Below are 25857 nucleotides of genomic sequence, written 5' to 3' on the forward strand. Positions count from 1 at the left end.
CGCCTTCAAGAAAGGGCGGGATATTCAGAATTTGTAAACATAAGCTGCACTTATACTGTCCTGAGCATGCTCCACCCTTATTGGCTCGGATGTGTTGGGCTGGCTGGAGTTATCCATCTTCTTTTTAAATGAATGGGTCCAGGCAAAGTCTATCTTACTTGCCAGTGTGAATTGATAAGAAAATCCTGCAGAGCCGAACGTAGTGGGAATCGCAGGAATTACCGCTAACATAGTATTGGAGCTCAACGCCTGAGTCGCTAAGCGCCCCCCCCCTCGCAGCGTCCATTTGCCAGTCTGATAGGCAGCTCCAAACGACAGTGCAGTCTGATCCCTATAATTCTGCGGCAATGAAATATTTATATTCGAGCCATTATCTGCAACAAAATCAACATCAATGTCCTTCATAGCGTGTTTCCAGAATATCCGGGACACGTCGGCAGCAAGCAGCCATTGATCATTAAGCTGATGGCTTATACCCAGATTCAATTGCGCAGGAGTTTGAAAGTCACGTATCTTAATCTTGCCTGCCAGCGCAACCTGGCCGACTACAGCGTCTACTGCCGTCAGAGTTGCATTACCTTCCATGTCAGCTAACTTGCTCTCTGGGGAATACGCGGCACCAAAAATCGTTGCTTGCGTGATTTTATATAGCATACCTATGCGCCCGCCAACACCCCACGCATCCGCACCACTCGCCACTGGCTGGTTCTTGGTAAAACTCAAATGAGCGCCGCGCAAGTCAGGTAGTTCCCCTAGTACAGGAACAAGGCTGCCACTCACCCGCCCCGCCCCGATCAGCGAACCAAGCTGGTCTGCGCCCATCAACATATCCAGGTTCAAGCCCTGCCACACGGCATCAACACTCCCCCCCACAGTCAGCCTGTCATTGACTTCGTAGCTCGCCGCAAAGGGAATGTTCAAGGTCAATAGGCGGCTCGAATTCTCGAGACCTGTATCAAGTCCGCCGGTGGCGCGAGAAAGAAAACTCTTGGTCCCATATTCCGTTCCTATCCCACCTTGGGCGAAGACACCTAGGCCAAATGCCCAGGGACCACCGCGATACGTATAAGCCAGTTGGGGAGCCGCATAAGGGCCGCGGTTTTTGGAGTGATCATTGGAGGAGGCAGTTTCTCCTGTTGCTTGATTCTTAACTGATATATCAGTAACGATAACATCTAGACCTAGATGAATTTCAGAACCTGGCGCCATCAAAGAAAGCGTTGCAGGATTCGTCATCATACCAGCCGCGCCCACATCAAACGCCGTCGCAGCTCCCCCCATCGCACTCGACACTGGGCCGTACCCAACGAACCGAAATACGTCGCTGCTAGCTAGTGTCGCTTGAGAGGCAGCTGCCGATATCGCCATGGTGATAGCCCGAATAAATAGTTGATTCATTTTTCTATCTCTTATATTTATAAGAAAAATTATCATTTATGTTCGAATGAAGATTTTCCAGCCATCCCCTTTCTTATTTTTCGCGAATATATGCGTCCCCTCGCATTTACTGCAAATGCATATCGCCGAAGTAGTGTTATCACTCGATATTTACATGAACAAATGAGAAGTATATTAGGCAGTACACCTCACACTGAGAAGAGGTAGTGGTGCAACTAATAAATTCGGTAATCTATTTTATATGCTCGACAACTCGATAGCGCGATCACCCTCAAGCTTTTGTATATAGGCGATAAATTAACGAATTAGTAACTCACTCAACTAGAGTGACGCTAGGCTGCGGGCCCGCGCCATGGTCAGCGCCGTATCTTCGATCATATCCTCTTGGCCACCGACCATGCCGCGCCGGCCCATTTCAACCAGAATGTCACGTGCCGACACCCCGTATTGTTTCTCAGCACGTTTGGCAAACAGTAGGAACGAACCATATACACCGGCGTAACCCAGCGTAAGCGAGTCGCGGTCGATCCGGATCGGGAAGTCCATCATCGGTACCACCAGGTCTTCTGCTACGTCTTGGATTTTGAACACATCAACTCCGGTCTCAATCCCCGACCGGGCGCAGACTGCGATGAAAACCTCCATCGGCGTATTGCCTGCACCAGCACCGAGTCCGGCCGCTGCGGCGTCGATCCTGTTAGCGCCGTATTCTACCGCCACCAACGAGTTAGCCACACCCATCGCCAGATTGTGATGGCCGTGAAAACCGAGTTCAGTTTCAGGATTGAGTTTCTCGCGCAGTAGCCCTATGCGTGCTTTAACATCTTCCGGCAGCATGTAGCCAGCCGAGTCGGTGCAATAGATGCAGTTGGCGCCATAGCTTTCCATACGCCGGGCTTGTTCCAGCAATTGCTCGGGCGATGCCATGTGCGCCATCATCAGAAAGCCAACCGTATCCATTCCTATCTTGCGAGCATATTGAATATGCTGCTGCGAGACATCGGCCTCGCTGCAATGGGTAGCAACACGAATAGTACTTACACCCAATTCATATGCCATCTTCAGATCATCTACGGTGCCAATACCGGGCAGTAGCAGTGCAGACACTTTGGCTTTCTTCATCAGTGGGATCACCGACGACAGATACTCCTCGTCGGTATGGGCGGGAAAGCCATAGTTGATTGAAGAGCCGCCCAAACCGTCGCCATGTGTGACCTCAATCAGCGGCACGCCAGCAGCGTCCAGGCCCTGTGCGATGCTGGTCATTTGCTCCAGCGTCATTTGGTGTCGCTTCGGGTGCATGCCGTCACGCAGTGTCATGTCATGAACGGTAATTTTTTTGCCTTTGAGTGCCATGTTTATTCCTCACGGAGCAGTTATTTTTGCTTCTTTTTCATCGGATCAAGTGTAAGTTTTCCGCTGAGAACTTCTTCGGCGAACATCTCCGCAGTGCGGACAGCGGCGGCAGTCATGATGTCAAGGTTGCCTGCATATTTGGGCAGGTAATCACCCAGACCTTCAATTTCCAGGAACAGCGAGATGCGCTTGCCGTCAAATACCGGACCGTTGACCAGCTTGTAACCGGGCACGTATTTCTGGACCTCCTTAATCATTGCGTGCACCGACGCAGTGATTTTTTCTCGATCAGGTTCGGTTTCGGTCAGGCAATGAACGGTATCGCGCATCATCATTGGCGGCTCAGCCGGGTTAATGATGATGATAGCTTTGCCCTTTTTGGCTCCGCCGACGATTTCAACTGCACGGGATGTGGTGCGGGTAAACTCATCAATATTGGAACGGGTTCCGGGGCCTATCGATTTGGATGCCGTGGTAGCTACGATCTCGCCGTAAGCTACCGGCTGTACACGCGATACCGCAGCGACCATCGGGATAGTAGCCTGGCCGCCGCAGGTCACCATGTTGACATTCAATTCACGCTGACCGACATGCTTGAGCAGATTCACCGGCGGCACACAAAAGGGGCCGATAGCAGCAGGGGTTAAATCGATCATCAACACGCCCAGCTCATTAAGCTTGCGTGAATTTTCTGCATGTACGTAAGCCGAAGTAGCATCGAAGGCAATTTGTATCCCATCTGCAGCGACATGCGGCAAAAGACCATCAACCCCATCGGAGGTAGTTTTCAATCCTATGGAGGCAGCGCGCTGCAAGCCTTCGGAAGTAGGGTCGATACCGACCATCCAAACAGGCTCCAGTACCGTGCTGCGCTGTAACTTATAAAGCAAATCGGTTCCAATGTTCCCCGGGCCGATGAGTGCGCATTTAATTTTCATCATCTGACATCCTCTCTTTTTTAATGAAAACGTACTGAACAGCAACCGATGCCACCTATCGCGACATGCAAGTTGTCGCCGGCCTTAACCGGCACCATCGCGCCGAGTGCCCCGGACAGGATCACTTCGCCGGCTTTCAGCGAGATGCCCAATTTACCCAGTGTGTTTGCGAGCCAAACTACTGCGTTGACAGGCGAGTTCATAGTTGCGGCGCCTGCTCCGGTGGCCACTGTTTCGCCATTTTTTTCCAAAACCATGCCGCAGGTCCGCAGGTCGAGCCCGCGCAGATCGACCATGCGGTCACCGAGCACGAAGATCCCGCAGGATGCGTTGTCGGCGATGGTGTCCTGGATCTTGATTTTCCAATCGGTGATGCGTGAGTCGACGATCTCGAAGCAGGCCATAACGCCTTCGGTGGCAGCCAACACGTCGGCAGCACTGACCCCTGGCCCCATCAAGTCTTTCTTAAGCACGAAGGCGATTTCTCCTTCAGCCTTGGGCTGGATAAGCGTAGCAATGTCAATATCTGCGCCGTCGTCGTGGATCATGCCATCGAGCATGTAACCAAAGTCGGGTTGGCGTACGCCTAGCATGTTCATCACCGCGGCACTGGTGACACCGATTTTTTTGCCGACGATCCGCTCGCCGGCCTGTAGGCGGCGGGAAATCATACGCAGCTGGATATGGTATGCATTTTCGATAGTGATATCGGGGTAACGGCTAGTCAGCGGCTCTATCATTGTGCGTGTGCATAGGGCCGAGTAGAGTTCGTCGCCAAGAGTTTGGATGAGTTCAGCTAACATATTGGCCGTGGCTTCCATTGATTAATAAGTAGTTCTTTATTTCTTTTTGGAGGGCAACATACTCAAGTTGTCATCCTAACCTTACCGAACGCCACAGCCCGCCTCAATCTTTCTAGCCTGATCGACTTTGATAAGATCGAAACCCAAACCCAACTCCTGCGGTATGATAGAAAACAAGCGCAGGAATACAGCAGAGCCTCATTTGGACAAGTGGCATTTTTTAGGATTTCTTAGACTTGCTGCGCAAAGGCTTGTGCCCCCACATAGCGGTCCGCTTATGCCGCGTCATCACCCAGGACTGATCATCAACATCTCGCGCTCCCCAGCCAAACTCAAGCTCAAAACCGGATGGCGTCTGGGCATAGAAGGAAACCATGTGATCGTTAACGTGTCGTCCGATCGTCGCCGTAATGCAACTGGAAGTGCTATCCCCAAGATTGGAGTCGGTGGTTTTATCTTTTATTCCATCAAGACGGTCATATGCATGCCCTACATCATCAAGCGTCAAGGCCTGCAGCAAAAAATGGTGAATTCGCTTTGGTAACGGAGCCTCTGCGATCGCTATTGTGTGATGGCGACCGTTGCAACGTAAAAAGTATCCTCGAGTAGTCAAATCCGGCCCCATCGCGATATCAATGACGTCGGACATCTGGAAGCCCAGCACTCCTGTGTAAAAAGCTAATGCCTCTTCAATATTCGGTACAGCGTAAAGATAATGCCCTGCCCCGTGTTCGCCAGTCAGGAATCCCGTGATACCTGTACCAGAGACGAGAGGCCGCTCAAAATAATCGGTAGCCCCATAGTAAATTTCCAGCGGCATTCCAAATGGATCTTCAAAAGAGATCAGTTCCATCACGTCACGCTTCTCTGCCAGTTCAGTGTCGCCGGTCTTCACCTGGACACCAGCCTGCCGTAACCGCGCCGTCATCTGCTGCAACGCCAGCGGATTGGCCACTTCATAACCGGCGAACGCTATATCATCAGCCTCTCCCCTTTGCACGGCAATCCGCCAACTGCGTGAGTCCATGCGGTACTGAGCACTATCATTGGAGCCGTTTACCTCCATCAAACCCACTTTTTCAGAGAGGAAAGATCTCCATACCGGCACATCGCTTACAGAGAAACCCATGTAACCTAGGCTTTTGATGCACATTGTCATCTCCTTAATTGATGTTCAGTTTTGCGAGAAGATCTTTACCACCTACCGCGGAAAAAATTCCGCGAACGCCCATGCCACCGTCGTAATTCAGCAAGGTCCCGGTGGCCGGTACCGAGTCGCAACGCGTAGCGAAAAACACATAGGCGCCTGTATATTCTTCAGCGTCAGGCATGCGGCCAATCGGCAGTACATCCTGCAGCAACTCAGCCAACGGCACGCTCGATATCGATTGCTCACTCATTCCCAGCGAGCAAGGACCTCTCAAATCCGTGCTCATACCGCCCACCCCCACGCCATTGACTCGCACATATGGTGCCAGCTCGAAGGCCAGCTCACGCACCAAGCCCACGACCGCATGCTTGGTCGCCGTGTAAAGAGGGCCTCCGCCATTGGGGTAGAAGCCTGCATTCGAGATCGTGCAGATCACGCTGCCACGACTTGCGACCAAAGCCGGCAGGCAGGCCTTGACGGCGTGGATGTAACCCTTGACATTGATTTGAAACAATTCATCAAATGCAGTATCGATACTATCTTCAGGCAGATCGACTAATTGCGTGTTGTAATCCCAGATACCTGCGTTGGGGATCAAAGTGTCGATCTTCCCGAACTTAGCAATACAGCAGCTGGCAGCCCGCTTCTGGTCTTCCAGAGAGCGCACATCGCCGACGATGCATACCACTTCTTCGCCATGATCCGATTCCAGCTGTTGTAGGCGTTCGGCGCTCTTGTCGAGCACAGCCACCTTGGCACCTTCGGCCACGAACCGATCAACAAGAGCGCGCCCCAGTCCAGCCGCACCACCGGTTATCAATATCACTTCACCTGTTAATCTCATGTCTTGAACTCTTCTTATAATGATTAAAGGAAATCGCCAGTCATGTGCATAACTGCGCTTTAGCTTTCAGCAATTCCCGCAGGTTCAAGCTAGTGTCCTGCAGCTGTTTGGCCGAGACAGGAAACCGACCAATTACCAATCGGGTTGCAATGGAAAATTCTTTCGCAGCATTAATCGCCGTTGCTGCTTCAATACGGCCATCAAGGAGCCTGAACAGCACCAACGGTTGACCATTTTGTACGTCACCGCGCAGGACGATTTCTCCGGGACCTCCGAAGTCGCCAATCATCTGCATTCGATGCCCCGCAATCTCAGTCCACGAGGTTGGCACCTGAGGCGCTGGGACAGGCGTGCCTAGCATGGCCGCAGCGGCGGTTTCAGCCTGCATTTGGCTGTTGATGTAGGTCTCCAGCGAGCGCTGTCCGCCGGTCCTCAAAGGCCAGGCTGCTACGTCACCAACGGCAAACACCTCCGGACACGAGCTAGCACCCGTTGCATCAACCAGCACGCCGCGTTCACATGCTATGCCGGCTGCCCGGGCTAGCTCGTCGGCAGGCTCTGCACCGATGCTGATGAGCACCACGTCAGCAGCTATCCGGCGCCCATCAGCACAGACGACGGCACGTACGTGCCCCTGTCCCTCGAAGTGCGATGCCTGTGCGTTCAGCTCAACCCGGATGCCCATGAGCTCCAGCTCGGTTCGGCACCAGGCTCCAATTTTGTGGCCCAACACACGCAGTAGCAGTTCGTCGCCAGCCTCCAGAATTGTTACCTTGGTACCGGCCTTGCGGGCGGTGGTCGCCACCTCGCAACCGATCAGACCACCGCCAACAATGACCAGTGACTTACCCGGCTCAAGCACCTGCCGCAGCGCAAAACTGTCAGCGCTGTCACGCAAGGTGTGGATACCGGCCAATTCGCATCCCATGATCGCCATGCGCCGCGCGCGCACGCCGGTGGCCAGCAGCAATCGGTCGTAGGCCAAAGTTTCACCGGATTCGAAGAGTACCTGGCGGCTGACCACATCAATACCGGTCACGCGCACCCCAAGATGGAGATCGATATCGGCCGATACATACCAAAATGGATCCATGATCAGAGGGGGCTCGACCAGGTTGCCAGCCAACACGTCCTTGGATAGCGAAGGGCGATCGTAAGCCACACATGCCTCCTCCCCGACCATATGGATCTGGCCCAGATATCCTTGGGCGCGAAGGGAGCGCGCGGCCGTTGCGCCAGCCAAGCCAGCGCCAATTATTACTATGGCTTTAATCATGGCGTTAGATACCCAGCATCCAAATCGATATACACATCGTTGCCGTCGATTCGAATCGGAAATATTTTCAGTGACTCACAGGGCGGTGCTGATTTGATCTTGCCCGTGCGAACACAAAACTTGCCCATGTGCAGCGAGCATTCGACAACGTCGCCGTCTAGATAGCCGCCTTCGGACAGCGACCAGTCGCCATGGCTACATTGGTCCTGTGTTGCGAACAAATCTCCATCGACGTTGAAAATTGCGACGGCTGCACCATCACCTTCAACCTTAAAAGCTTCACCAATGGGAACATCCAATAAGTCACAAACTCTGGAAAACGCCATAATATTTACTCACTCTTATAATTAATTTTAATTCCTGATTAAGCGAAATACGAAACCAGCACATCAAACAACTGATGCATTCAAAGATCGCATCAGTATTTCAATATGGACGCACAGCAGGCGCGCAAGCCCCAGGCAGTCTAGCCAAAACGCATCATCAGCCCTGAACCACTACACTTCGTGACTCCGCACGATACTGTAAAAACCCGAAATGCCATCTGCACCTCCTATTGCAATGACCACCTAGATAACAACACGGTAGCGGCTTGGTTCGCGTGCGCTCCACAAGGCAATCACGCGGATAGCGCCCAATTGCAGGCCGACAAAATCCTAAGCATCCTAGCGATAGGTGAGAGCCGACTCGCGAATGTGCCGTTAGGCGCTTGGATACATCATGCCGAACAACCCCAAGATTCTAAAGAAAACGAACCAATGAGATGTATGATGTAAAAAACTCCTATGCTGATCAAAAAAGCGTACTTTCCCTAGCCGCGTCCTTTAATCGCATCCCACTAGCAAAGCCCGAGGGGTGCGATTAATAGTGAGTGGCCAACGCTCTTTCTTTAGAAAAACAAGCTGAGATTGTTCGCTGTTATCGTGCTCTGATCAAGCAGGATTGTCCGCTTGGCAATCTTGAACCCCAGGCCGTCGCTTACACGGCGCAGTACGTCCCGACGCTCGCCAACATAAATATCGGTCATTCGCTCCAATCGGTTGCGGTAACAAAGGAATGAAGAACTAACTTCCACCGTATCAGGATCCCCGGTTTCGCGAACGATCACGTTGCTGACAATGTGCCGGCTGCGGGACGGCGGATCTTCCGTCCAGTTCAACCCCGAAACTCTTCCACGAATACGCGCGCGCATACTCTCATATGTTTCGTCAAAATGGGCATTGCCACCCGCGCGCACGTACTCCAATGCCTTGTTTCGGGAGGTATGGCTAGTACGGATCGGCATCCAATATTGAATGTCTTCGGTAAGTAAAGTCAGCCAGGTCTCATATCGTTGATGATCAAGCAACTGCGCTTCGCGGTAGTAGAACTGTTCAACTGAGTTTTGCAATTCAAGACTAACGACTTTCTCTGGCCATTCAAAGGCCTGGGTCAAATCAGTGGATGTCATAGTTAATATCCTATATGCATATTTTGGGCGACTTAAGTTATCGCTCACACATAAAACTAAAAACCTTAATAAGATTGTCACCCAACCAAATGTTGTGCGTTTTTCATGAGCCTGAATAAAAAGGCTTTCAAGAACTTACAGCAACCATGAGTCTGGCTAAAATCCATGCCTAAAAATTGGTAGCACGATAGAAACACTATTGCTTTTCTTCGATCGCTTAACTCGCTCAAGGTTTCAGCGTTTCCCAACTTGGCTCGGACATCATGCGACTCCAGTGATGGTAGAAGCCACGTGCGGCTTCCTCGCTATAAACGTAGCTAGTCTTGCCAGGAAAGTCCGGGTTGTTTTTGTTCGGCACACCGACCCCCATCTGAGCACAAAAAGGTCGACTTCTAGCCATATGACCGCGCAACCCTCGCTGAACCTCAACCCAGTTTTCGCCGTCATCTTGCTCATAGGTTCCTCCTTGATTGAAGGTGAAGATGTTCTTTCGGCGATATTCATCCTTAATTTCTTCAGGTGCATCAGCATCCACTAAGATGAAAGACCAGACTTCGACTTCATCAGGGCCGCGCGGGTGCCAAGTACGGATCGTATTGATTCCCGGCAGAAATGAACAGGTCGGAAAAATGGTCATATGCTGTGTAACCATGCGATTCGCCGGGAGCTTATTCCCTAAACGTTCTTGTGCACGCTCGGCATTAGGACCCTTGGTCCAATAGTCGACAATCTTGGGGCCCATAATGGCTTGCAGAAGTGAGAAATCGTCATTGAACCAGCCTGTCCCGTGCCCCCCCCACTTGGCCCGGAACTGATTTCCGGTTGACGGTAACTTCACTTGGGAAAGGTCCATCTCAGGCGGCAGACTGGACACAACACCAGCCAGATGCGCTACCGTGCCAGCGTGGTACATATCGCTACAGAACTGCTCGGCGGCAAATTTCCAGTTGCAGGGAATCACTGTCTTTTGCATGCCAGTGATGACTTGGGTACCCGCCTCGGTGCGATCGAGCATCACATCCATGTATGGAGTCGCATCGCTTAGATAGGTCAAAAGATCAGGCGCTTCGGCATCCCAATTGGCAAAAATCAGCCCTTTATAAGTGTCCACACGAGCCTGCAACGGCCCCCAGTCGGCCTTGTCAAAGCCACAGTCTCCCTCCTTTTTGTCACAAAAAGCCTCTTTTTCATAAGGCACATTCACCAGATTACCGGCGGTGTCGTAGGCCCAGCCATGATAGGTGCAGGTGAATGACTTGGCATTGCCAAAATCCGAGCGCTCAAGACGCATTCCACGATGCCGACATTGGTTGAGGAACACCTTAATGCTGCGGTCTTTCTGCCGCACTACGATGACGGGGTCCTCCCCCATGTAGGTGGTCAGGTAGTCCCCGGCTTTGGGAATGTGCCCCTCGTGCCCTAGCAGCAGCCAGGATCGGGCAAAAACCCGCTCAAGCTCAATCTCGTACAAATCCTGATCGGAGTAGATACGGGGATCAAGCAACCCATTATCTTGATCAACGAGTGCACGAACCTCATCGGGTGACCAATTTCTCACCCATTTCAAAGGGACTTCCTGCGCTTCTATTTTTATTTTTGAACTCATGACCTAAGTCTCCTTCATGACGCTCTAGCTAGAGCCAAGATAACCAATTTTTTATCTTTCCGCGCCGAAAGCCAATACCCATGATGCTGGCGCATTACCGTAAAAGCTAATTTACGAACCTCTGAAATCTATAGCCCAACATGCATCTGAAATAGGTGGGACTGCACATGCGATATACTGAAAAAGTATTAATCAGAATGCCCATCTCGTAAGTCCGCGCACTGTATGTCACGCTGACGCATTACACCGCCTTCACCCTCCCTTATTCCTGAGCCTGACGTATTTCGCGGCTGTTGGCGCCCTGCTCCGGTCAATATGGGTGAGTGAAGCCAAGGGATTCACTCTTAAGGCGTTCAAAAGTTTGCGGCGAGTAGCGCGCCTCAATATATGCGGACACTTCGCGCTGGTAGGAGCCTTCACTCTCCGCTGTTATTTGTTGTTAAGGCTACGACATTGAGAAACAGGCGGATATCCGTTATTTAATTATCGATATCCGTTTTTTAGGAAAAATCTTACTGGCCTGAGCAGTTAATCCATTAATTTATTTTTTATCATGCTCAGCTTCGTCTTATGTACCGAGCTAATGATGGTCTAAGCCGTGTTATTCCACTTGAACGGCTTGGCTGAATGCTCACTGTGACCTTTGATAAATTGGCGGATAGTGGCTTTTAGGTCGGCGACGCTGGTAAAGCCGCCCCTGTACAGAGCTCTTCTGTCCAATTATGCAAACCAGCCTTCCACTACGTTCAGCCAAGACGCGCTGGTCGGTGTCAAGTGCAATTTAAAACGCGGACACTTTTCCCAGCCACGGATTGATTGCAGCAGTTTTGTGGGTCGAACTGTTATCCAGAATCACATGCAGATCCAGTCCGGCTGGCGTGCAGCAGTCGATCTGCTGCACATAATCCAGAAACTCCGTGGCTCGATGGCGCTGGGTAATCCTTCCGATTACCTGGCCGATCATAATGTCTAAAACACACGCCATGCAGAAGACTTTCTCCGTACTCGAATACACACGCAAGAAAAAGCAACCTCGCCGCGATCGCTACCTTGCTGACCTTGAACAGTTGGTGCCTGATCACAGCTGGAGGCATAAGTGGCGCCGCTTTCTATGGCCACGCCACAGGCAGGCGCGGCGCTCCGCGATTGGGTTGCCGCGCATATATATCGTGCAGCAGTGTTTCGGTATCTTCGGTGGAGGCGCCGAAGATACCGTCTACGACAGCCAAGCCATTCGTAGCTTTATCGGCATCGACTTGGGCCGCGAGTCCGCACCGGATTTCACTATCTTGCTGCGTTTTCGCCGCTTGCTGGAAACCCATCTGCTTACATGGGTGCTGTTTGAAACAATCAACCAGCATCTGGCCAGTCGTGATCTGCCTGCCCACATTGGTGTCGACGCCACGTCTGGGCTGGTGCATAGCTTCGTGGGGATGGCGGCTAACGCGGCAGATGTCTCTCACGTCAACAAACTGCTGCACGGTGCCGAAACCTAGTCTAGGGAGTTCTGGATACACCGGTGCGGCCGAGCGACCGGAGCATCTTGAGCGCGACGTTATCTGGTCGATTGCAGCACGGCCAAGCAGCTACACGCATCACGGCAAAGGCAACGCGCTGTACCAGGTCAAGCGCAAGATCGAATACCCCAAGGCGCAACTGCGTGCCAAGGTAGAGCATCCGTTCCAAGTGATTAAGTGCGCTTCAATCATCGCAAAGTCCGTTACCGCAGACTGGAAAAGAACACGGCGCGGCTGTTTAGTCTGTTCGGATTGGCCAATCTGATGCTGGCCAAGCGGTACTTGCAACGCACGGCGGGATAAATCCGCCTGAAGGGGGGCTTACCCGCCAATCAGCAAAATGGGGGCTGAAATCGGCCCCGGATACGCAAAATCAGACCGGTAGGTTGAAAAAACGATTTAAAAATGGCGCGAGTGTCAAAGGAGGGAATTGTTCAGCGTCTCCTTAAGAGCCAGCTCGATGCGATTTTCGATTATTGCGTATGACCACGGGGAAAAGAATGAACGGCGCAAGCGAGTTAGGCAGCTCCATCGAGACTATCTCGCTGCATATGGGGAGAAGTTGCTGTCTTCCGCCGCCTTACTGGATGAGACGAGAACTAAAATCATTGGTGGGGTATCCCTCACTGATACCGATGATCGGTTGGAAGCCATTCGATTTGAAGCCGATGCCCCATATGCTCTTGAGGGCATTTGTGCGCACGCTCAAATCATTCAATGGCGCTTACGTTGGTGGGTAAGGCAATTCAATGCTGCGGGACATCATCCGTCCGAAATCAACACACATGCATTTAATCAAATAGTGCGTCCAGCTGACTTCGGCGGACGCTTACGAGTATTCTCGCCTAAATGGGTGCCAGGTTTCATCAGATCACTACAATCCCCCATACGTTAAGAGGTATTTAAACTTTAAAGCGAAGCACCGCCTGATTAAGCACTATGGCTAAACGTGACAGTTCCTCACTCGCCTGCAATGTCTGGTGAGTACCATTATCACTTTGCATGGAGAGGTGCCGAATGCTTGTCAGGTTGCTGTCCACTTCTCGTGCCACACTGGCTTGTTCTTCAGAGGCCGTGGCTATCTGCAGGTTGCGATCATCAATAAGACGGACAGCGTTGGTAATCGATTCCAATGAACGTCCAGCCTTTTCTGCTGCTTTTTTGGTTTCGTGAGCTAATGTGGCACTAAACTGCATCGACACAACTGCTAATGAGCTCTGTTGTTGGATAGACGTAATCATTTCCTCGATCTCTTTTGTGGAACCTTGAGTAAGGTGGGCCAGTGCACGTATCTGGTCTGCTACAACTGCAAAGCCTCGTCCTTGCTCACCCGCCCGCGCAGCTTCGATCGCCGCGTTGAGCGCAAGCAGGTTGGTTTGCTGTGCTATTGCACGGATTACACTTAGCACTTTACTAATGTCTTGAGTTTGTCCGGCGAGGTGCTGAATTTGCTCCGCCGTGAGCTCAACTTGGCCGGTCAGCTCACTAATGGCCTTCAAGGTCTCGTTAACGCACTGATTTCCTAACTTTGCAAAATCGCTTGATTGACGTGCCGCCTCAGAGGTGGAAGTTGCGTTCTGTGCCATTTCTTCAACGGCTGCACTCATTTCATTGACCGCAGTAGCAGCTTGCTCAATCTCGTTTTTTTGCTGGCGCAAAGTCTTGCTGGCAGCATCTGTAATAGCTGTCATTTCCACCGCAGCACCACTTAATTGAGTCGATGAATCAGAAATCTGCCCGATAGTTTTTCGCAGGTTTTTTTGCATTTTCCCCAATGCAAGCATTAAACGCGAAGCTTCATCAGCACCCGTGACATTAATTGGATGGGTGAGTACTCCCTCGGCAATGCCCTCTGCCAATATTAACGTATCATTGATGGGTACCACTATGCTGCGGGTTAGCAAAAAGGCAAGAGCAATGGTCATGAGCACCGCCGTCACGAGCACAATAGTAATAATATTCATGCTTTTAGAGTAGATCTCTGTGGCATTCATGCCCGCAATGTTGGCGCCACGAGTATTAATCTCCCGCAGGACGTTCAATTGTTTTTGCGCGGCGCTAGCTAGACTTGGGAGCTCACTATTGGCAAACACTACTGCCTGCTCGTGGTCTAGCCGGCTCAGACTTTCTAGCTGTGTCGCACCTTCGAAATAGCGTGCTATTAGTGTAACTACAGATTCAAATTGCGTCCGCTCTTCTGCCCCAGATATCAATACTCGACGGTAGTAGTCCGCTCTCTCTTCTAGCTTCTCGCGAGCCTGTGCGAGCTGATCAATTGTTGCGTTGCGTTCTGTGGGGTTTCGCGCGATCAAGAGACGGACTGACGCTAGTCGTGCGTTCAGAAGCGCAATCTGAATATCATCACCAGTCTGAATACTGGGTAATCGATGACGTTCAATGTCTTGTTCTGCGCTACGAAAATTTCCCATCTGGCAATACCCAAATAGACCTAACCCAACAACTAGCAAAGCTATTAAAGCAAAGCAAAGGGTGGCCCTTGGCGCAATATTTATTGAACGAAGATACATAAAAAACCCCAACAAGGATAGATTGTTTTGTAGGTGATCCGTGGTCAAGTATCTTTTAAACTATAAAATCTAAATCACTTAAATATTACATGCGAATATATGCGGATAGGCTTTGCCTTAAAGACACCGTCTAACTTCTATTGAGTATCAAATCAACTGCAGGTCAGCTCAGTCCAACCCAATATATAATCACGAGAGCATCCCGCGACCAATCAATAAAACCCGCCGAAGCGGATTGCGCCATGGCAGCCAAGAATGCATCCTTGAAACCAATAACCCGATTTTCAACCAAATTTAAAGCCTGAATGCCATAGCAGCAGACGCCTTCAACAAGATACAACTTTCCCATGAGGCAGTACATTTGAAGACTGGAGGATCTTTGTTTGTGAGGCTGCACCTAGCATGCCATGAAAAGTACTGATCAGAGCGTCCATGTCGTAAATCCGCGCGACTGCATGTCGCACTGACGTATCACACCACTTCCACCCGCCCTTGTTACTAGGCCCGACTTAATGTCGCGCCATACTGTTGCGGCTCTTGGCACCTTGGTCCGCTCAGGAAAGGTGAATGAAGCCACAGGGGATTCACTCTGAAGGCACTCAAGGGCTTGCCTTTAGTAGCGCGCCCAATGTATGCGGGCAATTCGCGCTAGGTAGGTGCCTTCACTCTCCACTGTTATTTGTTGTTAAGACTACGACATGGAAATACGGGGGAATATCCGTTATTTAATTATCGATATCCGTTTTTCGGGAGTATCCTAGGGATTCTCCGCACAAGTCCTCAAATGTGCTAAAACACCCTCACCACTTGTCCCGAGCCTCCCATAAGCCAGATGAGCTTTTCCGACTTCGGATATGCCGGCAAGCGCAAGCAAACCCGCCGCGAACGCGTCCTTACCGAAAATGGATCAGATGGCGTCCTGTATTGGTTTGTTGGGGTTGATCGAACCGTATAACCCCAAGGCCGGTGGCGGCCGTTAACCGTGTCCAGTTTTTGCGGCCGCCCTGACTACCTTTTTTTTGCGAAAGCAGTTGCTAACAAAATAAAATTGGAATACAAATTTAAAAAGCATGGTGCTCGTACTTGAGCGTGAGCTTTATTTTGTGCGCATAAAAAATATAAGAGCGTAAAATATAAGAGCATTTTGAAATATGAATTATGAATTGCTAGGCGAGAACAGCCAAGTTTTCGTCAATACTGATCCCGATGCCGTGTCGAACTATGCTAACCAGCATGCCGGCGCTCACCGCGTGAGCCAGCACCGCGCCAGCTATCCGCAGGCGAGCCTGAAACACAAGGCCATTGGCAGCTTGGATCTGTTTCAGATGAGTTACGGCAAAGGCGTGCAAATCACCTCGCCACAGCGGGAAGCCGTTTACCATTTGCATTTCCTGCTCAAGGGGCGCTGCCTGTGGCGCAGTCGCGGAGAGGAACACTGCTTCGCCCCAGGCGAGTTGCTGCTGCTTAACCCTGATACTCCGTTCGACCTGACCTACTCAGACGACTACGAGAAGTTCATCATCAAGCTGCCGGCTTCCTTCATTAACAAGGTCTGCGGCGAGAACCACTGGAGTCACCCCGACGCAGGAGTGGTCTTCGCCCCGGTTCACCGCCTCATGCAGCCGGATGGCTTCTTCAATCTGCTGAGTCTGGTTTGTCAAGAGGCGGAAACTGAGCCAGCCACTCCTCTTCAGGTACAGGAGCATTACGCTAAAATCATCGTCAGTAAACTACTAAGCTTGCCGGGCAGTGACGTTAATCGCGAGCCCTTGGGAGGGCGCTGTCGGTCATTCGAACTCCTCGCTGAGTTCATTGAGACGAACCTCAAGCAAGACATAAGTGTTCTGCGGCTGGCTGAGCTGGCGCACATGAGTATGCACTCGCTGTTTGCGTTGTTTGACAAGCACGCTGGCACTACACCCAAGCGCTATATACGCCACCGCAAGCTGGAGGCGATCCATGCTCATCTGAGCGACTCGCAGGCGGTAGTGAGCAGCGTGACCGAAGTCGCCCTCGACTATGGCTTCCTGCATCTGGGACGTTTCGCCGAGTATTACAAGAACACTTTCGGCGAGCTACCCTCAGTCACCCTACACCGTCGCAACTTGATCGTGGGGAACTTGCCACACTCTCATAAAATAATATATTAGTCCCTCAATTTTTGGAATGATGAGAAGTGTTACGGTTGGTACCACTATCTGTTTTATATATGAACATCCATCATAGGCCTGGCTCGGAATTACGAGTCGCTGTTTCTATAGAGCCAGTGTGACACCAGTTTCACGATCACGTTAGTTCACAACGCAATCGACTTTGGCGTAGGCACGGTTCCATATCAGTCGAACAATAACCTTCCCCCCAAAATCAGCCGTCATTATGGCAAAGACCGGTTGACCCCTATGGGTCAACTCTGTTGAAAACAGTCGGATTTTCAGAACACCTGAACTCAGGCACGACCTCCACCAAAGAACCTACTCACCACATGGAGTGGTTTCTCGGATCTTCGTTGATCATTGCTGCGATGTTACTGGGTTGGTTTTGAAGTTTTTTGCTTCGTGCAGGCGCACCTATACCATAACTCGCAGCCCTTGAGATGTAAGTTTGGCCAATCGGCGTAAGTACTGTACCGCGGCGGCCAGCGTGAACTCATCGGACGCGCCACTCATGCCACGTAGTCGCAAGCGATCCAGTTTCAGGATGCGCTTGAGGTGGGCAAACAACATTTCGACCTTCTTACGTTCGTGGCGAGAGCGCACGTACTCCGGCGTCGCCGCGATGCGTCGAGCCACATTACGAGCGGCTTCATGGACGCTGCGGACGATCTTGCGAATTGAAGTGTTCGGGCAGCACTTGGCTTTCATCGGACACGTCGCGCAGTCGGTCTGTCTGGATCGGAAGATGATGGTGTTGGCTTTGGTGACGTGCGAACGCTCGTTCTTGAAGGCTCGCCATTCGCTGCGTAATACGTTGCCGGCTGGGCAGCGGTATTCCTCGGCCTCTTCATTCCAGTGGAAATCGTTACTCGAAAAGCTGTCGTTCTTGCGCTCAGTTTTGTCCCAGACCGGCACATGCGGTTCGATGTCTTTTTCCTCCACCATCCAGGCCAGCATCGGCGCTGTACCGTAAGCGGTGTCGCCAATGAGGCGTTCCGGTTTGATGTCGAACTGCGCTTCGACCCGATCGATCATGGTCTTGGTGCTCTCGACTTCTGCGGTTCGATGAGCCGGTGTGGGTTCCACATCCACGATGACGCCGTGCTCGGTATCGATCAGATAGTTGGTGGAGTAGGCGAAGAACGCTGGGCCTCCAGGAGCGGCGGTCCAGCGGGCTTGAGGATCCGTCAGCGACAGACGCTTCGGTAGCGTTTCAGCCAAAGCCTCTTCATCAAGTGCCTCAAGGTACTCACGCACGGCGCGAGTACTCAGGGACGGATCGCTCCAGTTGACCGGTTCATCACCCGGTACGCCACGCTGCCGACTGGCATCCGCTTTGATGATGCTGGCGTCCACGGCAAAGCCTTCGCCTTTGACCAGACCAGCGTCCATGCAGCGACGCAGCACTTCATTAAACAACCAGCGAAACAGATCACTGTCCCGAAAACGGCCATGTCGATTTTTGGAAAACGTCGAGTGGTTGGGGACTTCATCGTCAAGGCTCAACCGGCAGAACCAGCGATAGGCCAGGTTCAAATGGGCCTCTTCGCACAGCCGCCGCTCCGAGCGAATGCCGTAACAATAGCCCACGATCAGCATGCGGATCATCAGCTCAGGATCAATCGACGGACGCCCAATCGGGCTATAGAAATCGGCGAGGCAATGGCGCAGGTCGCTCAGATCAAGACACCGATCAATGCTGCGCAGAAGGTGACTGGCTGGGATGTGATCTTCAAGGCTGAACGAGTAAAACAGTCGCTCCGGCCCACTCGATAACTGTCCCATTCTGCTACGTGCTTCCCTGCTGGCCAATGGAGAGATTTTGCCGCAGGCCAGACAGGGGAGCTACTTTTTCAACAAAATCGGTCGATTAGAGCCCTTCGCGACTGCAGTAATCAAAGCTGCCTATGACCAGGAGCGCTGGAAAATTTGCGCCCTTGGACGCCTTGGACGTCTGGACGGAGGAAGCGCTGGTCGGCCTTTGCTTTTTATAGGATGGGTCTCATCCCGCGGTATCGCTCTTCGGCTTGGGTTTTCTGGTGCTCGGTTTACGTTTGGCGTCAGGAGCCTTACGCACCTGCGTCAGCTGTTGCTCTGGCGTTTCGGCGCGGGCCTGCTGCGCCGCAGCACGTTGTTGAGTTTGACTGAGCTCGTTTTGAGTTGACTCCAGCCGCCGTTGCAACTGCTCGACGTGCCGACCGGCCTCTTTGAGCTGAGTCGACATTGCCTTGCCCTCTTCGCGCGCGCGGTCGACCTCACGGTGCGCGCGATCTTCAACGCCGCGGACGTAGCTCTCCTGCGCGAGGCGCTCCTGCTCGGCCTTAAGCCGCAGCGCTTGCAGATCCTCCTGCAATGAATGGTTGTACTGCTGAGCTTCGCGGCGCTCGTGCAGCAAGCTCTCACGCTGTTGCTGAAGGTCCTCGATCTGCGTCTGGCGCTGGGACAGTAGCAGCTCCAAATCTGCCAGGCGCGACTCGGTTGACTGGCGACCCGCCATAGCCTCCGCCGTCTACTGGCGACATTGCGCCGCGTCCTGACGCGCCTGATCCTCGACCGCCGCCACCCGTTCGCGCTCCGCGGCCAGCACCTGGCGTTGTTCGGCCAGCGCCTGTTCGGCGACGCCCTGCGCCAGGTGCATCGCCTGTTGCCACACCGCGACAAAGGCCTGCGACACCTCGCTAGGCAGTGCTGGCAGACGACTCTGCCCGCTCAGCCGGTCAGCGAGGCGCGCCCACCATTGATCGAGCAAACCGCCGACGCGCGCCGGACTGCCGCGACCCAACTCCAGGCGCACCCGCTCCACTGTTGGGCGCTCACCACGGGCCAACACCGCGTCCGCGGCGGCAAACACCTCGTTTTCTGGTACGCCTACCGCCCTGCCCTGCCCTGCCCTGCCCTGCCCTGCCCTGCCCTGCCCTCCGTTATGTTAGGTCTGATAAGGGAATGTTATCCGACGTTATATTATGAACATTGGAATTATCATACGTTGGACGTATTAAATATTACAGATCAATTACCCTTGGTCGACGAAACCCCGCTAAACCCGCATTCCCTGGCGATCAACGCCCAGGAAGCGGCGGCGGCGTTTCTTGCTGCCGGCACCGCGGCCAATACCGTGCGCAGCTATCGCAGCGCCCTGACCTACTGGTCGGCCTGGCTGCAGTTGCGTTACGGCCTGGCATTGGGCGATGCACCGCTGCCGACCACGGTGGCGGTTCAGTTTGTTGTCGATCATTTGGCACGCCCCCTGGCCGATGGCGGTTGGGCGCACCTGTTGCCGGCCAGCATCGACGCGGCGCTGGTCGAGGCGCGAGTCAAAAGCAAACCCGGAGCGCTGGCCTACAACACGGTCAGTCACCGCCTGGCCGTGCTCGGCAAATGGCACCGGATCAAGGGTTGGGACAGTCCCACGCAAGCGCCGGCGTTGAAGACCCTGCTGCGTGAAGCGCGCAAGGCCCAGTCGCGCCAGGGCGTGGCGGTACGCAAGAAAACCGCGATCGTGCTGGAACCCTTGCAGGCACTGCTCGCCACCTGCACCGATGGCGTGCGCGGCATTCGCGACCGCGCCCTGCTCCTGCTCGCCTGGAGCGGTGGCGGGCGGCGCCGCTCGGAAGTGGTGGGCCTGCAAGTGGGCGATGTGCGCCAACTGGATGCCGACACCTGGCTGTACGCCCTGGGCGCGACCAAGACCGACACCGGTGGCGTGCGCCGTGACAAGCCGCTGCGCGGCCCGGCGGCGCAGGCGCTGACGGCTTGGATGAAGGCTGCGCCGGCGCACGAGGGCCCGCTGTTTCGGCGGATGTATAAAGGCGGCAAGGTCGGGACTGCGGGTTTGTCGGCCGATCAGGTGGCACGCATTGTCCAGCGCCGAGCGAAGTTGGCGGGCCTTGAGGGTGATTGGGCAGCGCACAGCCTGCGCTCTGGGTTTGTCACCGAGGCCGGTCGCCAGGGTGTACCGCTCGGCGAAGTCATGGCCATGACCGAACACCGCAGCGTGACCACGGTGATGGGTTACTTCCAGGCGGGCTCACTGCTGAACAGCCGGGCCACATCACTACTGGACGAAGATGAGTCATAACCGCAGGGCCAAAAGTTGCGCCCTGCGTAGCTTGGGACTCTTCAAAATGATGCCGTAACAGTGGCACCTCTCGGTAATCCCTAACGTAGACGCCTGCTCGCCTGTTGAATACCCCTCGAAAGGCACGATAAGTAGCCAGCTATTTGTTGATAAAAGTCTGAAGTGTTGATTTGAGTTTTCCGATTCTTTGACGCCCCCAGCTATGCCTAACATCGGCTCCCAAGCGTACTCGCCGAGGATCACCGATGAAGCTGGAAATTTTCCGCACGTTGTGGGGCTACACCGCCAGCAAGGCCCAGGCGCTTGAAGAGCTGCTGCACGCAGGCTTTGACGGGATGGAAGCACGCCTGCCACTGGATGCACGTGAAAGGGCTGAGTTCAAAGCCTTTCTGCAGGCCAATCGCCTGGGCTACATCAGCACGATCTTCACCGCCTACGATGTACTGCCGGACCAGTCGGCGTCCCCTGCCCTTCATCTCCATGACCTCGACCGCAAACTTTCCTGGGCCGCCGAACTCGGCCCGCGTTTTGTCAACGTGCTGGCAGGCAATGATCGCTGGGCCTTGCCGCAACAAGTGGAGTTCTTCGGTCAGGCACTGGAATTGGCGCGCAAGCACGGCCAGGTCTGCAGTTTTGAAACCCACCGCTCGCGGTCGCTGTTCAACCCTTGGGTAACCCTGGAGTTGATTCGGCAACTGCCCGACTTGTTGTTCACCAGTGACATCAGCCATTGGGTCGTGACCTGCGAGCGCCTGTTGAATGATCCGGCCGATGACCTGAGCGCTTTCGTCGAGCGGGTTCACCATATCCAGGCCCGGGTAGGCTATGACCAGGGCCCACAGGTTCCGCACCCGGCAGCACCTGAATATGCCAATGAACTGGCTTTCCATCAGCAGCACTGGGAAAGCATCTGGCGCTCGCAGCAAGCCCGCGGTTACCAGGTCAGCACCCTGACCCCGGAATTCGGCGCCGACGGCTACTTGCATCATTTGCCCTTCACTAATGTCCCGGTGGCCGATCTGTGGTCATTGAACGTGTGGATGGGCCAGACCGAGCGCGAACACTTCGAGCGTTTCTACCACTCAAGCCATCCTTAGGGAGCCGACGCGTCATGCCTGACAATAAAAATAAAAGCCTCAGCACTGACACACACAAAGCCAACTTCAACAGCATCCCGGTAGTCAACATCGCCGGCTTGTTCAGTTTTGAACTGGAACACCGCCTGGCCGTGGCCGAACAATTGGGGCGCGCCGCCAGCGATGTCGGGTTTCTCTATATCACCGATCACGGCATCGACCCGCAGCTGATCGCCAACCTGCGCAAGGCGGCCAAGGACTTTTTCGACCAGCCCTTCGACACCAAGATGCAGCACTACATCGGCACTTCGCAAACCCACAAGGGTTTTGTACCCGAAGGCGAAGAGGTCTATTCCAAAGGCAAGCCGGACCACAAGGAAGCCTTCGACGTCGGCTTCGAAGTCCCGGCCGATGACCCGCTGGTGCTGGCCAATACGCCGCTGCTGGGACCTAACGACTGGCCGCAGCTGCCAGGTTTCAAGGCGGCGGTGCAGGCCTACTATGAAGCGATTTTCGCCTTGGGCCGGCGCCTGTTCGCAGGCTTTGCCCTGACCTTGGGCCTGGAAGAAAACTATTTCGACAGCCTGGTCACCCGTCCGCCGTCAAAACTGCGCCTGATCCACTACCCGTTCGACGGAGCCGCCCATGACGCACCGGGACTTGGCGCCCATACTGATTACGAGTGCTTCACCATTCTCCTGGCCGACAAACCGGGCCTTGAAGTGATGAATAACCTCGGACAATGGATCGATGCACCACCGATTGCCGATGCCTTTGTGGTCAACATCGGCGACATGCTGGAAGTGATGACCGCAGGCGCATTCATTGCCACGGCGCACCGGGTGCGCAGTGTGAAGGAGGAGCGTTATTCCTTCCCGCTGTTCTATGCCTGCGACTATCACACCCAGATCAAACCGCTGCCAGGATTCGCCCAGGCCGGCAACGACTACGAAGAGATCACGATCGGCGAACACATGTATGGCCAGGCGCTGCAGACCTATCAGTATCTGCGCCAGAGAGTGGCCAACGGGGACGTTCAACTGCCAGGCAAGGCACGCAAGCCCGCCAGTTTCGGACATCTGAAAAATCAGACTCAAACGTCCTGATTGAAGTTTTCAGCTTCACCCCCTACCTACGCCGGAGTCAGTAAGAATGAAAAACAATAAGAAAACCGTGTTGGGCCTGGCTGTAATGGCAGCCGCAATGTTCGGTGCCTCGGTGAGCATGGCCGCGACAGACACGTTCAAGGTCGGCATGGAAATCACCTACCCGCCCTTCGAGTCCTATGACAAGGACAAAAACGTGGTGGGCTCCGATCCCGAGCTGGCGGCGGCACTGGCCAGGCACATGAACGCCAAGGCAGAGTTCGTCGACACCAAGTTCCCCAGCCTGATCCTTGGCCTGAACTCCGGCAAGTACGACGCGATCATTTCCGGCATGTACATCACGCCGGAGCGCCAGACCCAGGCCCAGACCATTGCGTATGCCAACACCGGTGCCGCGGTCATGGTGCCCAAGGGCAGCGAAATCAATGCGAAGAAGCCTGAAGACCTGTGCGGACTGAAACTGGGCCTGGAACAGGGCACGACCTGGGTCAAGGAATTCAGGAAGCTGTCCGATGAGTACTGCGTGCCCAACAACAAAGGCGCAATCACCGTCAGCGAGTATCCCTCGGCACCCGAAGTGACCCAGGCCCTGTTGTCCAAAAACATCCAGGCCCAGGTCGAAATCGCCGGTGCGGCAAAAATGATCGCGGAAAAGACCAATGGCCGGGTCGTGATCACCACTGAGCACCCGATCTATCAACAAACCCTGGGCATTTTCGTCAAGAAAGGTAACGACGAAACCTTCCAGGCTGTGCAAAAGGCTTTCGAGGAAACCAAAAAGAGCGGTGAGTACGCCGCTATCCTCAAGAAATATGGCCTGGAAGAACCGACCTCAAACTAAAAACCTGTCCTTGTAGTCTGGTCATCTGCCGCCTCTGCTAAGGGCGGCAGATCGAGGTGCCCCATGCAATTCGATTGGTCGTATTTCTTCTCCCTGTTCTCCCTGCCAGACTTCTGGAATGCCTGCGTCACGGTGGTCCAGCTCAGTGCCCTGGCCTGGTTCATCGGCATGCTGCTGGGTTTTGTCCTGGCCACGGCCAAGCTGTCCCACTCGCCTTTTTTGCGCATTCCCGCAGCAGTCTATATCTGGTTCTTCCGCAGCATCCCGCTGCTGGTGCTGGTGGTCTTCGTCTACAACTTGCCGCAATTGTTTCCCGGCAGCGGGCCGATCCTGTCCAACCCCTTCTATTCCGGCTTGCTGGCCCTGGTGGTCACGGAAGCGGCGTACATGGCGGAAATCCACCGTGGTGGACTGATCTCCGTGGCCAAGGGGCAAAAGGAGGCCGGACGCGCGCTGGGTATCGGCCTGTTCGGCATGCAGCGCTTGATCGTGATCCCCCAGGCGTTCCGTATCTCGCTGCCGACCCTGATCAATGAATACATCACGGTGGTCAAGCTTACGTCACTGGTCTCGGTCATCTCCCTCACCGAAATCCTCACGGTCGGCCAACGCCTCTACGCCACCAACTTCCTGGTCATGGAAACCCTGGCGGCGGTCGGCGTGTACTACGTGTTGATCGTCACCGTGTTCGGCTTTTTCCTGCAGCGCCTGGAGCGCTACCTGGACCTTAACTTCCGCAAGCCGCACACCCTCGATGACGCCGCCGTGGCCAAGTTCAAGGCCTGCGCCGAAGCCTTGCCCGACAGTGCGCGCAAGGCAGCCGGCAACAACGCGACGCCTATCCTGCAATTGAAGAACATCCAGAAGAGCTACGGCACGCACAAAGTGCTGCTGGGTATCGACCTGAGTGTCGACTACGGCCAGGTGGTCTCGATCATCGGGCCATCCGGCTCCGGCAAGACGTCGCTGATCCGCACGGTCAATGGCCTGGAAAGCATCGATAGCGGCGATATCCTGTTGTTCGGCGAAACATTCATCGAAGCCTCGGACAAACCCAACAGCGCCCGCCTGCGCAAAGGCGTGCGGCACATCGGCATGGTGTTCCAGAACTTCAACCTGTTTCCGCACCGCACCATTCTCGACAACGTCACCCTGGCACCGCGTTACCACGGCCAGCCGGGCGAGCTGAGTGAACATCGTGCGTATGCGCTGCTGGACAAGGTCGGCCTGCTGGCCCATGCCCACAAGTACCCGCACCAGCTCTCCGGCGGACAGCAACAACGTGTGGCGATCGCCCGGGCCCTGGCCATGGAGCCGCAGATCATGCTGTTCGACGAGCCGACCTCAGCCCTCGACCCTGAACTGGTCAACGACGTGCTGAACGTGATCCGCGACCTGGCCAGGGAAGGCATGACCATGCTGATCGTGACCCACGAAATGGACTTTGCCATGTCGATCTCCGACCGGGTGATCTTCATGGAAAACGGTAATATCCAACTCGATGCTGCACCTGAAACCATCCTGTGCGATGCCCAAGGAGAGAGGGTGCGGCGCTTCATGGGGATTGCGGCACGATCGCCAAGACCGTCTGCAACGGTGGATCTTGCATGAATAGACAGCCCCTTTCCTGTAATGCTGTTCACTTTAGGTTGGGGCGCGGCGGGTTTGGATTGGGTGTATATCCATTCCTGCGGTAACGGCCACCTAGGGTTCCGCTTTTACAGCGGGTCACTTGGA

21 protein-coding genes and 5 pseudogenes are annotated in these 25857 nt (G+C 54.0%); 9 read left to right on the top strand and 17 right to left on the bottom strand.

From position 1 onward, the window contains the following. Window positions 1-24 precede the first annotated feature (24 nt). The 12 genes and pseudogenes from AC1Q8Q_RS29080 to AC1Q8Q_RS29135 all read right to left on the bottom strand — a co-directional run. Window positions 25-1398 (bottom strand): OmpP1/FadL family transporter, encoded by a 1374-nt coding sequence (locus AC1Q8Q_RS29080; RefSeq protein ID WP_492615825.1) that lies wholly within the window; start codon window positions 1396-1398, stop codon window positions 25-27. A gap of 321 nt (window positions 1399-1719) precedes the next feature. Next, complete coding sequence (gene dmpG, locus AC1Q8Q_RS29085) at window positions 1720-2754, bottom strand: 4-hydroxy-2-oxovalerate aldolase (protein WP_492615826.1); 1035 nt, start codon at window positions 2752-2754, stop codon at window positions 1720-1722. A gap of 20 nt (window positions 2755-2774) precedes the next feature. Beyond that, the gene (locus tag AC1Q8Q_RS29090; RefSeq protein ID WP_492615827.1) at window positions 2775-3695 is read right to left on the bottom strand and encodes an acetaldehyde dehydrogenase (acetylating); all 921 of its coding nucleotides are present in this window, start codon (window positions 3693-3695) and stop codon (window positions 2775-2777) included. A 17-nt stretch (window positions 3696-3712) separates the two neighbouring features. Next, window positions 3713-4495, bottom strand: a complete 783-nt coding sequence (gene dmpE / locus AC1Q8Q_RS29095; protein ID WP_492615828.1) for a 2-oxopent-4-enoate hydratase — start codon at window positions 4493-4495, stop codon at window positions 3713-3715. A 220-nt stretch (window positions 4496-4715) separates the two neighbouring features. Then, window positions 4716-5648, bottom strand: coding sequence for a VOC family protein (locus tag AC1Q8Q_RS29100; RefSeq protein WP_492615829.1), 933 nt, complete (start codon window positions 5646-5648; stop codon window positions 4716-4718). 10 nt (window positions 5649-5658) lie between these two features. Further along, a complete protein-coding gene (gene bphB, locus AC1Q8Q_RS29105; RefSeq protein WP_492615830.1) occupies window positions 5659-6489 on the bottom strand; it encodes a cis-2,3-dihydrobiphenyl-2,3-diol dehydrogenase in 831 nt (276 codons plus the stop codon). Between the two features lie 40 nt (window positions 6490-6529). After that, window positions 6530-7765, bottom strand: a complete 1236-nt coding sequence (locus AC1Q8Q_RS29110; RefSeq protein WP_492615831.1) for an NAD(P)/FAD-dependent oxidoreductase — start codon at window positions 7763-7765, stop codon at window positions 6530-6532. Continuing rightward, window positions 7762-8091 carry a non-heme iron oxygenase ferredoxin subunit gene (locus AC1Q8Q_RS29115; RefSeq protein ID WP_492615832.1) on the bottom strand — a complete coding sequence of 110 codons (330 nt, stop codon included), beginning with the start codon at window positions 8089-8091 and terminating at the stop codon, window positions 7762-7764. The genes AC1Q8Q_RS29110 and AC1Q8Q_RS29115 overlap by 4 nt, the downstream gene beginning before the upstream one ends. Window positions 8092-8334: 243 nt before the next feature. Further along, entirely contained in the window at window positions 8335-8409 is a 75-nt protein-coding gene (locus AC1Q8Q_RS29120; RefSeq protein ID WP_492615842.1) for a hypothetical protein, read from the bottom strand. Window positions 8410-8654: 245 nt separating this feature from the next. After that, complete coding sequence (locus AC1Q8Q_RS29125) at window positions 8655-9215, bottom strand: 3-phenylpropionate/cinnamic acid dioxygenase subunit beta (protein ID WP_492615833.1); 561 nt, start codon at window positions 9213-9215, stop codon at window positions 8655-8657. A 226-nt stretch (window positions 9216-9441) separates the two neighbouring features. Further along, a complete protein-coding gene (locus AC1Q8Q_RS29130; protein WP_492615834.1) occupies window positions 9442-10821 on the bottom strand; it encodes an aromatic ring-hydroxylating dioxygenase subunit alpha in 1380 nt (459 codons plus the stop codon). A 528-nt stretch (window positions 10822-11349) separates the two neighbouring features. Then, window positions 11350-11791, bottom strand: a pseudogene (locus AC1Q8Q_RS29135) (transposase); the annotation flags it as partial. A gap of 13 nt (window positions 11792-11804) precedes the next feature. Here AC1Q8Q_RS29135 and AC1Q8Q_RS29140 point away from each other — a divergent pair. After that, window positions 11805-12641, top strand: a pseudogene (locus AC1Q8Q_RS29140) (transposase). Window positions 12642-12798: 157 nt separating this feature from the next. Then, window positions 12799-13233: a YciI family protein gene (locus tag AC1Q8Q_RS29145; protein ID WP_492615835.1), complete on the top strand. Its 435-nt coding sequence runs from the start codon at window positions 12799-12801 to the stop codon at window positions 13231-13233. A 7-nt stretch (window positions 13234-13240) separates the two neighbouring features. Here AC1Q8Q_RS29145 and AC1Q8Q_RS29150 read toward each other — a convergent pair whose 3' ends face one another. The 3 genes and pseudogenes from AC1Q8Q_RS29150 to AC1Q8Q_RS29160 all read right to left on the bottom strand — a co-directional run bounded on the left by AC1Q8Q_RS29150 (window position 13241) and on the right by AC1Q8Q_RS29160 (window position 15215). Further along, on the bottom strand, window positions 13241-14122 hold the full coding sequence (locus tag AC1Q8Q_RS29150; RefSeq protein WP_492615843.1) for a methyl-accepting chemotaxis protein: 882 nt from the start codon (window positions 14120-14122) through the stop codon (window positions 13241-13243). Beyond that, window positions 14099-14866, bottom strand: a pseudogene (locus tag AC1Q8Q_RS29155) (MCP four helix bundle domain-containing protein); the annotation flags it as partial. The gene AC1Q8Q_RS29150 and the pseudogene AC1Q8Q_RS29155, both read right to left, overlap by 24 nt. A 163-nt stretch (window positions 14867-15029) precedes the next feature. Continuing rightward, complete coding sequence (locus AC1Q8Q_RS29160; RefSeq protein ID WP_492615836.1) at window positions 15030-15215, bottom strand: hypothetical protein; 186 nt, start codon at window positions 15213-15215, stop codon at window positions 15030-15032. 474 nt (window positions 15216-15689) lie between these two features. On the opposite strand from AC1Q8Q_RS29160, the pseudogene AC1Q8Q_RS29165 reads away from it, so the two are divergent. Continuing rightward, window positions 15690-15843 (top strand): annotated as a pseudogene (locus AC1Q8Q_RS29165) (IS5/IS1182 family transposase); the annotation flags it as partial. A 174-nt stretch (window positions 15844-16017) separates the two neighbouring features. Next, a complete protein-coding gene (locus AC1Q8Q_RS29170; protein WP_492615837.1) occupies window positions 16018-17016 on the top strand; it encodes an AraC family transcriptional regulator in 999 nt (332 codons plus the stop codon). A gap of 417 nt (window positions 17017-17433) precedes the next feature. On the opposite strand, the gene AC1Q8Q_RS29175 is transcribed toward AC1Q8Q_RS29170, so the two are convergent. Together AC1Q8Q_RS29175 and AC1Q8Q_RS29180 are read right to left on the bottom strand one after the other, a co-directional pair. After that, window positions 17434-18804 carry an IS1182 family transposase gene (locus AC1Q8Q_RS29175; protein ID WP_492615838.1) on the bottom strand — a complete coding sequence of 457 codons (1371 nt, stop codon included), beginning with the start codon at window positions 18802-18804 and terminating at the stop codon, window positions 17434-17436. A 217-nt stretch (window positions 18805-19021) separates the two neighbouring features. Beyond that, window positions 19022-19870, bottom strand: a pseudogene (locus AC1Q8Q_RS29180) (DNA-binding protein). A gap of 135 nt (window positions 19871-20005) precedes the next feature. Between AC1Q8Q_RS29180 and AC1Q8Q_RS29185 the strand changes: the two are divergent. From AC1Q8Q_RS29185 to AC1Q8Q_RS29205, 5 genes are all read left to right on the top strand, one after another. Further along, entirely contained in the window at window positions 20006-21097 is a 1092-nt protein-coding gene (locus tag AC1Q8Q_RS29185; protein WP_492615839.1) for a site-specific integrase, read from the top strand. A 245-nt stretch (window positions 21098-21342) separates the two neighbouring features. Next, the gene (locus AC1Q8Q_RS29190; protein WP_083349111.1) at window positions 21343-22194 is read left to right on the top strand and encodes a sugar phosphate isomerase/epimerase family protein; all 852 of its coding nucleotides are present in this window, start codon (window positions 21343-21345) and stop codon (window positions 22192-22194) included. Window positions 22195-22208: 14 nt separating this feature from the next. Further along, the gene (locus AC1Q8Q_RS29195; protein WP_432668128.1) at window positions 22209-23279 is read left to right on the top strand and encodes an isopenicillin N synthase family dioxygenase; all 1071 of its coding nucleotides are present in this window, start codon (window positions 22209-22211) and stop codon (window positions 23277-23279) included. Window positions 23280-23325: 46 nt separating this feature from the next. Next, a complete protein-coding gene (locus AC1Q8Q_RS29200; RefSeq protein WP_020801303.1) occupies window positions 23326-24120 on the top strand; it encodes an ABC transporter substrate-binding protein in 795 nt (264 codons plus the stop codon). 63 nt (window positions 24121-24183) lie between these two features. Continuing rightward, entirely contained in the window at window positions 24184-25731 is a 1548-nt protein-coding gene (locus tag AC1Q8Q_RS29205; RefSeq protein ID WP_020801304.1) for an amino acid ABC transporter permease/ATP-binding protein, read from the top strand. The last annotated feature ends 126 nt before the right edge of the window (window positions 25732-25857 follow it).

Source organism: Pseudomonas sp. GW823-FHT06B06 (assembly GCF_058795195.1).